The organism is Nitrospina watsonii, from assembly GCF_946900835.1.
Classification (GTDB): domain Bacteria; phylum Nitrospinota; class Nitrospinia; order Nitrospinales; family Nitrospinaceae; genus Nitrospina; species Nitrospina watsonii.
Genome location: NZ_OX336137.1, coordinates 3003572 through 3011914, shown reverse-complemented (window position 1 = coordinate 3011914; position 8343 = coordinate 3003572). Strand labels below are relative to the sequence as shown.

Sequence of the window (8343 nt, the reverse complement as noted above, 5' to 3'; positions counted from 1 at the left end):
AACCCAGCCCCTTCTATGCGTGAAAACGTTTGTGGACGAAAATGTGTGTGAGGAGAGAACGCGTTGAATATATAAAACGTCCCGCTGCAATTCAACCCCAAAAAAAGAGCAGTCGGGTCATTCAAAAATAAGTCGTGCAATAACAGGTTAATTGCCTGAATAAAAAAATGTTTCTCACAAACTTTCCACAACCCGGAAACTTTGTGGATAACTCTTCCCTCCTTTTTTAAAGCACGAACTCCTTTAAAACCAAGCCGGTTCGTGCGCAATCCCTTGCGCGGCGCGCTGTTTGTAGAAGCCGGTGGCAAACGGCTGCACGCAGGCGGACGCGTGATCACGAGGATCCCGTTGCCAGCCCGGGCTGTTTCCCGGCTTCAACCTCACCCGTCTTGCTGCGCACAAGACGCCAGCCTGCCCTGAAGAGGAACGGACCGGTTCATGCCGGTCCGTTCCGCCTGCCTTCACAGGTTGTGTTTGCTGTTCACTATTTAAGGGAGAAATCATGAACTGGTTGCGAGGAAAAAAAACCTACATGGTGGCGGCGATGATGGTTGCCATTTCGATACTCAATATCATGAGCGGCGAGGAATCCTTGGGCACGTTCGTCTCCAGTCCGCACTTCAACACGCTGCTGGAAGGCATCGGACTCGGCACTCTGCGTGCGGGTGTGACCAAAAGCGTATTCCGATAACAGGGAGAGGGTTTGTCATGAAACGTTTTTTCGCTTCTTTCATTTTTTTCCTGACCCCTCTCCTGGCGGTCTCTCTGGCCGGTGCCGAACCCGGTTCTTCTCTCTCCCAGCGCGTGCGGTTGCCGGATGCGCTGTGGGGATTGAACGCGGCCGGGCAACTGGTGTTGCGTTACGACCCGTTCCGCGACCGCACTTTCCCCGTGCGGCGCGTGCACACGGTGGTGCTGAACGACCGCGAACCGAAGCTGTGCGGCGATCCCGACGGCACGGGCCGCCACACCTGGTTTTTCACCGACGCCTTGTTGATTGAGGTGGCGCCGATGAACGTTCCGTCCACGGCTCCCGTTCCCCCTGTTTCGCAAAGTCACGAACCATGAACTTCCCTTTCATTGAATTGCTCACGCCCTATGTCACGTTGCTGCTGACGGTCGGGATCTGGGTGGTCGGCTGGTTGATGAAAAAACTGATTGCCGAAAACGACCGCCATTTCTCCGAGGTCAAAACCGAGCTCAAGGCCAAGATCGATGAGCGCGGCAGCGAGCTGGAAAAACGCATCGACAAGCTGGAAAACGGCCTGGAGGTGTTGGAACGGTCGCGCCTGGCCGATCACAAATACCTGTACGAACAGTTCGTGCACAAGGACGGCTTCCACCACACCGCCGGCCGCACCGAAAGCGCCATCGGCCGCATCTTCAAACAGCTCAATGAACTCAACCGGGTGGTCAACCAGAACATCGGCGCCTCGCAAACCCATGACTGAACCCGATCCCGCCCTGCTGCTTTTGCTGGAAGAAGTGACCGCGCTGCGGCAGTCGATCCAGGACATCCTGCGGCACGCGCCGGAGGAGGTGCAGCTGCACCGCATCCACGGCATGTACGTCGGCCACATCCTCGACATCCGCAAAACGCTCATGCAGGAGCAGGCGGCGGACAAGGAGGCGTTGCTGATCGATGCGCTGCGCGCTGTGGTGCGGTTTCTGCTGGATGAGGGCGAGGACGGCATGGCGCAATTTGTGGGCGACCATCTGGAGGCCATCGGAGAAAAGGTGAAAGAGACGTGGCAGGATTCAAAAGCATTTCCAGACTGGCCCACGGCTACGCCGACATCCGCCGCAGCCTCGCCCGCGCCATCACCCCGTTCGGACGCACCAGCGCCGAGCATAAAGAGGAGCGGCGGCAACGGGCGTGCCGGGAACTGAAGTTCTTTGCGGAAACCTACTTCCCCCATTACCTGACGGAAAAACCGTCGAAGATGCACCGCCACTTCTACCGGCGGTTCCAGCAGGCGATCGACCGCGCCCAGTCGCCGAAGCAACGCGGCAAGGGATCGTTCCCCTCCCGCATCGCCCAGGCGGCGCCGCGCGGTCACGCCAAATCGACGATCACCTCCCTGATCCTGCCGTTGTGGTGCATCGCGGCGGGCAAACGCAAGTTCATCGGCCTGGTGTCGGACACCACCGAACAGGCGGCGGACTTCCTCGAATTCATCAAGGCGGAGCTGGAAGTCAACGAACGCCTCATCGAGGATTTCCCGAAAGCCTGCGGCGAAGGCAGGACGTGGAAATCGGGACAGGTCATCACCGCCAACGGCATCAAACTCAAATGCTGGGGCAAACGCAAGGCCATGCGCGGCGCGCGGCACGGTCACAGACGGCCGGACCTGATCATCTGCGACGATCTGGAAAGCGACGAGAACATCGATTCGCCCGAACAACGCGCCAAAGACCGCGAATGGTTTTTCAAAGCGCTGATGAAGATCGGCGGACGCTACTCGGTGTACCTCGTCGTCGGCACGTTGCTGCATTACGATTCCTTACTGGCGCATTTATTGAAGCGTCCCGGCTGGCAGGCCGACACCTGGTGCGCCGTGATGGCGTGGTCGGCGTCGCCGTTGTGGGAAGAATGGGAACACCTGTTCGCTGCGCGTAAGGAAAAGGAAGCGGATCGGTTTTTTCAACAGCATAAAAAGAAGATGCTGGCGGGCACCGAGGTGCTGTGGCCGAAGGTCGAGGACTATTACTATTTGATGAAGATGCGGGTGAGCGACGGCCCGGCGTACTTCGATTCCGAAAAACAGAACCAGCCGATCAATCCCGATGACTGCCTGTTTCAGGAGGGTTGGTTTCGTTATGTGGACGAGACGGAGGTGGCGCGCAAACTGGCTGGCGGGGAATACACGGAAATTTACGGCGCCGTCGATCCCTCACTCGGCAAGCAGTCGCAGAAGGCGGACCCGTCGGCCATCGTCATCGCCGGTGTGGACGCGGAGGGCTGCATCGACGTGCTGGAAGCGGACATTCAAAAGCGGCATCCCGACGCCATCATGGAAGACCTGTTCGCCTACCATCAACGGTACGGACTCGCCGTGCTGGGCATCGAGGAGATTCAGTTCCAGGAACTGTTCAAAGACCTCGTTATCAAGGAGAGCGCGAAACGGCGGTTGTATCTGCCGGTGGAGGGCCTGCGCCCGAATACCGACAAAGTGCTGCGGATCACCAAAATCCAGCCGCAGATCAAGAACGGCGTCATCCGCTTCCGCCGCCACCAGACCCAGCTCTTGGACCAGCTTCGCTACTTCCCCAAAGCCGACCACGACGACGGCCCCGACGCCCTCGAAATGACCTTCTCCCTGATCACCCAGGCCCATCACTCCGGCCCGAGGGTGCGGTTATTGTAATTCTGTATCGTGAAAACAGACTTCACAATAACCTAAAAATATTATATTTATTGACTTTTTATTGATTTGCTTGGCAAAGGTGCCCATAATATTAAAGTGAATTTAAGGAGGTATAAGGCCTTTTTTGTTTGCGTTAAGTTTATAAGCTCCTTATTAAGAATAAATAATTTCTCCCTTCCAAATCATCGTGATAATTACTCACCAAAGAGATAAACTCCTGAATGCAATAATTTATTTTTGCAGAAATACCGAGCAGTGCGGCAAAACTAAATTATTTAAACTTCTTTATTTTTTAGATTTTGAACATTTTAAAGAAACTGGAAGGAGTGTAACAGGTTTAGACTATAGTGCTTACCGGTTAGGACCTGTACCTGATTCGCTTAATACTGAAATAGATTTTCCTGAATCGGATTTTGAAGAAAAAATAGAAGTCAAAACAATAACTACTAGGATAGAAAAAAGGGAAATGTGTGTCCCTGAGCCCAAAGTGGATTTTGACCCCTCTCATTTTACAAAAAGGGAAGGGCGTTTATTGAAAGATTTAGCTAGTAAGTTTAAGGAATATACGTCAGATCAAATGGTTGAAGAAACTCATATAAAAGATGGGCCTTGGCATAAAGTTTATGAAGTTCAAAAAAAACCGAAACAGAAAATTCCTTATGAATACGTTTTCGATAATGATGAACTTCCAGAAGATATAAAGGAAAAAATTAACGATTATAAAGATATGCTAAGGAATTATAGTTGAGACCCGGTACAGTTATTCATGATCCCTCCTTTGAATTTCACGACAGTTCGGAACCAGGTAACAAAATTTTAATCGTTCTGAATGACGCCCCCACTTTAAACAACGTTTACCTCATAGCGAAAACCACAAGCAATCCAGCCTATAAACAAGAAATTAATGGCTGTAATTTAAATGATAAATACCCCAATTTTTTTATCCCACAAGGGAAATGTTTATTAAATGAGAATACATGGGTGTTGTTAAATGAATTTTATGAATTCACATATAACGATTGGTTGGGAAAATTTTTTAAAGAAAGAGATGTGCGTGAATTAGGTTGTTTGCCAATAGATATTTTTAAAGAATTGATTGAATGTTCAATCAGATCAGAGGACATAAGTTTCATTCAGGAGGAGAGTTTAAAAGAAACATTAAAAACATTAAGCTAGATATGGTATCGGGCATGCAGAAACTATTTTATGGCAAGTGGATAAGGCGGCGACTGAAGCCGCTTTTTTATTTTTGGAAGTCCCCGCATAATTTTGATTTGTTCAGAAAACCACGATGTTCAATATTTTTGAACAAAGCTAACTTTTGAACAATTTGGTTTTTCCTCAAGCCACCCCACCCCTCCCTTTTCAGTCCCCCAACCCCTTTTTGCATAACCGTTTAGGTAAATCCCACCTTGTCCTGTCTGCTGTATGCAGGACGGGTTGATGGGTTGTTCCACGCAACCTCGCAACTCCCTTCCGTTTACCTTCCAACCTTCCTTCGACGGAAACGCCTCGCTTATGAACATCACCGACTGGTTTCAACGCAAAGTCAGCGCCACCACGCGTGCGCTCACCCTGCTCATGCCGCTGCGTCCCGGCTCGGGTCTGCGCGGCAGTTACGAATCGCTGGCGCGCGAAGGCTACATGCAGAACAGCGTCGTCCATGCCTGCGTCAAAGAGATCGCGGAAGCCGCCGCCGGCGTGCCGTGGTCGCTCTACCAGCGCAAAGCCGACGGCGACCTGGAAGAGGTCTCCGCGCACCCGCTTCTCAAACTCTTCGACCGGCCGAACCCCTTCCAAGGCAAATTCGAACTGATCGAGCGTTGCGTCGCCCACCTCTACCTTTCCGGCAACGCGTATGTGGAAGCGGTCGGACCCGAGAGCCGCGCCGCGCACGCCAAAACCCCGCCGACGGAACTCTACGCCCTGCGTCCGGACCGCATCACCATCCTGCCCGACCCCACCCGCTTCATCCGCGGTTACGAGTACACGGTCGGCGGCCAGACGGTGCGTTTTGCGCCGGAACAGGTGCTGCATCTGAAACTGTTTCACCCGCTCGACGACTGGTACGGCCTTTCCCCCGTCCAGGTGGCGGCGCTCTCGGTGGACAAAATGAACGCATCGGACAAATGGAATGCGGCGCTCCTGCAAAACTCCGCCGTGCCTTCCGGCGCGCTCGTCTCGAAGAAGCGGCTCACCGACGAACAGTACACGCGCCTCAAGGACGAAATGCGTGACCAGGTGCAGGGCATTGCCAACGCACGCACGCCGCTGTTGCTGGAAGAAGACATCGAGTGGAAAGAGATCGGCCTTTCGCCGCGCGACATGGACTGGATCGACGGCCTGCGTTTCAGCGCCTTGCAGATCGCGCAGATCTACAACGTGCCGCCGGAGCTCATCGGCCTGCAACCGGCCACCTACAGCAACCGCCGGGAAGCACGCAAGGCGTTGTACACGGAAGTGGTGTTGCCGGTGCTTGCGCGTCTCCGCGATGCGTTCAACAACTGGCTGCTGCCGCGTTTCGGCGAGACGTTGTTTTTGGATTACGACGCCGACCGCATCGAGGCCCTGTCTGAAGACCGCGATTCCTTATGGCGGCGTGCCGTGCAGTCGCATTTCCTCACCCTCAACGAGAAGCGCGAGATGGTGGGCTACGACGCTGTGCCCGATGGCAACCGTGTCTTCCTGCCGCAAAACCTCGCGGCTCTCGACGACACCGCCAAGTCTCCTCCTTCAGACGACCGCGATCCCCCGACGGTGCACTGATTAAGCGTTACTCAGGTAATTCCTCCCCCTCCTTTCCAAGGAGGGGATTGAGGGGAGGTAATGGAGTGTTTTTCCTTTCTTTACCCCACCCCAGCCCGTCACTCCGTGAGTGCCCCTTGTAAAGGGGAGGGAGTGAAAAACAGAATCCTTTCCTCTTGGAGTGTTCTTAAATGGAATACAAATCCTTCGCATTCAAACTCGACGACGTGTCGGACAGCGGCCGCTTTCAAGGTTACGCCGCGACGTTCGGCAACGTCGATCTCGGCCTCGACGTCGTGCACAAAGGCGCGTTCCTTCACTCGCTGCTGGAGACGCAGGGCCGCGTGCCGATCCTCGATCACCACGATCCGGCGCGGCAGGTGGGCTGGAACCTGGAGGCGCGCGAGGACGACTACGGCCTGTTCGTGCGCGGCCAGCTCGACCTCAACGTGCAGGCGGCGCGGGAGCGCCACTCCCTCATGAAGATGGCGGCGCAGATCGGCGGCCATACCGGACTTTCTATCGGATTCCAGACGGTGCGTGAAGAAACCGACGCCAACGACTTCCGCCTGCGCCACCTGAAAGAAATCCGTCTGCTCGAGTACAGCCTCGTCACGTTTCCCATGAACCCGGAAGCGGGCGTGACGCGCGTCAAGACGCACGGCCCCCTGGCGCTTGCCAACTCGCTTCAGTCCCTGCTCACCACCTTACGAGCTTAACCGGACTGCGTCCGGAAGCAACGGTCCAATGCGTTGCCGGCCGTACGATGGTCGGTGAGCGTAATTCTTAATAGGCTCACGTTTACTCCGGCTTTTAGCCGGCCCCTCCTTTCCAAGGAGGGGGATCGAGGGGAGGTAATGAAGCCCTTTTCCTTACCCCACTCCACCCCGTCACTCCGTGAGTGCCCCTTGTAAAGGGGAGGGAACAATAAGGGACATCCGCTTAACGAGAACATACTTTGTGATAAATCATTATCTTTTCAACCCCCGTTTCACTTTGCCCACCCACAAGGAGACCCACCCATGCAGGACATCAAACAATTGGTACACGACATCAATCATTCCTTCCAGGAATTCAAAGCACGCAACGACCAGCGTCTCAGCGAGCTGGAGAAAGGCCGCAAGGACCCGCTGCTGGAAACCCAGGTCGATCGCCTCGTGCACGAAGTGCAGGATCTGAACGAAGTCAAAAGCCGCATGGAGCGCATCGAGACGCAACTCAACCGCCCCCTGTTCGAGAGCCATCCCGCGAGCGCCTTCCACGGCGATCCCGAACGCAAGCAGGCCATCAACTCCTACCTGCGCAAAGGTGAAAACGCGCTCACCCCGCATGAAGTCAAACTGCTCTCGACGGATAGCGATCCGCAGGGCGGGTACTGGGTGACCTCCGAGATTTCGCAACGCGTCATCATGCAGATCACCGAAAGCTCGCCGCTGCGTCACCTCGCCACGGTCGAGACGATCAGCAGCGACGCGCTGGAGATTCCGGAAGACCTGAGCGACACCGAGGTCGGCTGGACTTCCGAGACCGGCGTGCGCAGCGAAACCGACACGCCCACCATCGGCGTGCGCCGCATCCCGGTGCACGAGCTCTACGCCATGCCCAAGGCGACGCAGAAGCTGCTCGACGACGCGCGCGTCAACGTCGAAGAGTGGCTGAGCCACAAGATTGCGGCGAAGATGTCGTACGTCGAAAACTCCGCGTTCATCAACGGCGACGGCATCGACAAACCGCGCGGCCTGCTTACCTACCCCGCGGGCATGACCCATCCCGGCCAGGTGCAGCAGGTGAACTCTGGCCACGCCAGCCAGATCACTGCTGATGGCCTGCGCGCCGCGTTCTACGCCTTGAAGACACCGTACATCCGGAATGCACGGTGGATGATGTCGCGGGCCACCATCGAAGTCATCTCCAAGCTGAAAGACGGCGGCGGCAGTTACCTGTGGGAGCCGGGCATCAAGGAAGGCGAACCGCAGATGCTGCTGGGTCACCCGATCGAGCGCATGGAGGACATGCCGTCGGTTTCCGCCAACGCCTTGCCAATTGCGTTCGGCGACTGGAAACAGGCGTACACGATTGTCGATCGTTCCGGCGTGCGCGTGCTGCGCGATCCGTTCAGCGCCAAACCGTTCGTCCTGTTCTACACGACCAAGCACACCGGCGGCGACGTCACCAACTTCGAAGCCCTGGTCATCCAGAAAATCGCCGCTTAACCCGGCCAGGCCGGGAG

General features: G+C 55.5%; 11 protein-coding genes. 10 read left to right on the top strand and 1 reads right to left on the bottom strand.

What is annotated here, in order from left to right:
• Window positions 1–338 (bottom strand): hypothetical protein (locus QML71_RS14085; protein WP_282012564.1); only part of this gene is annotated, 338 nt, incomplete at its 3' end.
• Between the two features lie 164 nt (window positions 339–502).
• Between QML71_RS14085 and QML71_RS14080 the strand changes: the two genes are divergently transcribed.
• The 10 genes from QML71_RS14080 (at window position 503) to QML71_RS14035 (ending at window position 8326) form a co-directional block, all read left to right on the top strand.
• The gene (locus QML71_RS14080; protein ID WP_282012563.1) at window positions 503–691 is read left to right on the top strand and encodes a hypothetical protein; all 189 of its coding nucleotides are present in this window, start codon (window positions 503–505) and stop codon (window positions 689–691) included.
• Window positions 692–708: 17 nt separating this feature from the next.
• A complete protein-coding gene (locus QML71_RS14075) occupies window positions 709–1068 on the top strand; it encodes a hypothetical protein (protein WP_282012562.1) in 360 nt (119 codons plus the stop codon).
• A complete protein-coding gene (locus tag QML71_RS14070; protein WP_282012561.1) occupies window positions 1065–1451 on the top strand; it encodes a hypothetical protein in 387 nt (128 codons plus the stop codon). The genes QML71_RS14075 and QML71_RS14070 overlap by 4 nt, the downstream gene beginning before the upstream one ends.
• The gene (locus tag QML71_RS14065; RefSeq protein ID WP_282012560.1) at window positions 1444–1890 is read left to right on the top strand and encodes a hypothetical protein; all 447 of its coding nucleotides are present in this window, start codon (window positions 1444–1446) and stop codon (window positions 1888–1890) included. The genes QML71_RS14070 and QML71_RS14065 overlap by 8 nt, the downstream gene beginning before the upstream one ends.
• A 53-nt stretch (window positions 1891–1943) precedes the next feature.
• Window positions 1944–3368 (top strand): phage terminase large subunit, encoded by a 1425-nt coding sequence (gene terL / locus QML71_RS14105; RefSeq protein WP_345742356.1) that lies wholly within the window; start codon window positions 1944–1946, stop codon window positions 3366–3368.
• Window positions 3369–3555: 187 nt separating this feature from the next.
• Complete coding sequence (locus tag QML71_RS14055; RefSeq protein WP_282012559.1) at window positions 3556–4116, top strand: Panacea domain-containing protein; 561 nt, start codon at window positions 3556–3558, stop codon at window positions 4114–4116.
• Complete coding sequence (locus QML71_RS14050) at window positions 4113–4544, top strand: hypothetical protein (protein ID WP_282012558.1); 432 nt, start codon at window positions 4113–4115, stop codon at window positions 4542–4544. Before QML71_RS14055 ends, QML71_RS14050 begins: the two co-directional genes overlap by 4 nt.
• Before the next feature lie 342 nt (window positions 4545–4886).
• Window positions 4887–6134 (top strand): phage portal protein, encoded by a 1248-nt coding sequence (locus QML71_RS14045; protein WP_282012557.1) that lies wholly within the window; start codon window positions 4887–4889, stop codon window positions 6132–6134.
• A gap of 170 nt (window positions 6135–6304) precedes the next feature.
• Window positions 6305–6832: an HK97 family phage prohead protease gene (locus QML71_RS14040; protein WP_282012556.1), complete on the top strand. Its 528-nt coding sequence runs from the start codon at window positions 6305–6307 to the stop codon at window positions 6830–6832.
• Between the two features lie 303 nt (window positions 6833–7135).
• Window positions 7136–8326 carry a phage major capsid protein gene (locus QML71_RS14035; RefSeq protein WP_282012555.1) on the top strand — a complete coding sequence of 397 codons (1191 nt, stop codon included), beginning with the start codon at window positions 7136–7138 and terminating at the stop codon, window positions 8324–8326.
• Window positions 8327–8343: the final 17 nt, after the last annotated feature.

Bases quoted from the DNA above. Each gene is read 5' to 3' on its own strand.
- terL (WP_345742356.1), top strand. From the start codon at position 1,944: ATGCACCGCCACTTCTACCGGCGGTTCCAGCAGGCGATCGACCGCGCC.
- QML71_RS14035 (WP_282012555.1), top strand. From the start codon at position 7,136: ATGCAGGACATCAAACAATTGGTACACGACATCAATCATTCCTTCCAG.
- QML71_RS14040 (WP_282012556.1), top strand. From the start codon at position 6,305: ATGGAATACAAATCCTTCGCATTCAAACTCGACGACGTGTCGGACAGC.
- QML71_RS14045 (WP_282012557.1), top strand. From the start codon at position 4,887: ATGAACATCACCGACTGGTTTCAACGCAAAGTCAGCGCCACCACGCGT.
- QML71_RS14065 (WP_282012560.1), top strand. From the start codon at position 1,444: ATGACTGAACCCGATCCCGCCCTGCTGCTTTTGCTGGAAGAAGTGACC.
- QML71_RS14070 (WP_282012561.1), top strand. From the start codon at position 1,065: ATGAACTTCCCTTTCATTGAATTGCTCACGCCCTATGTCACGTTGCTG.
- QML71_RS14080 (WP_282012563.1), top strand. From the start codon at position 503: ATGAACTGGTTGCGAGGAAAAAAAACCTACATGGTGGCGGCGATGATG.
- QML71_RS14075 (WP_282012562.1), top strand. From the start codon at position 709: ATGAAACGTTTTTTCGCTTCTTTCATTTTTTTCCTGACCCCTCTCCTG.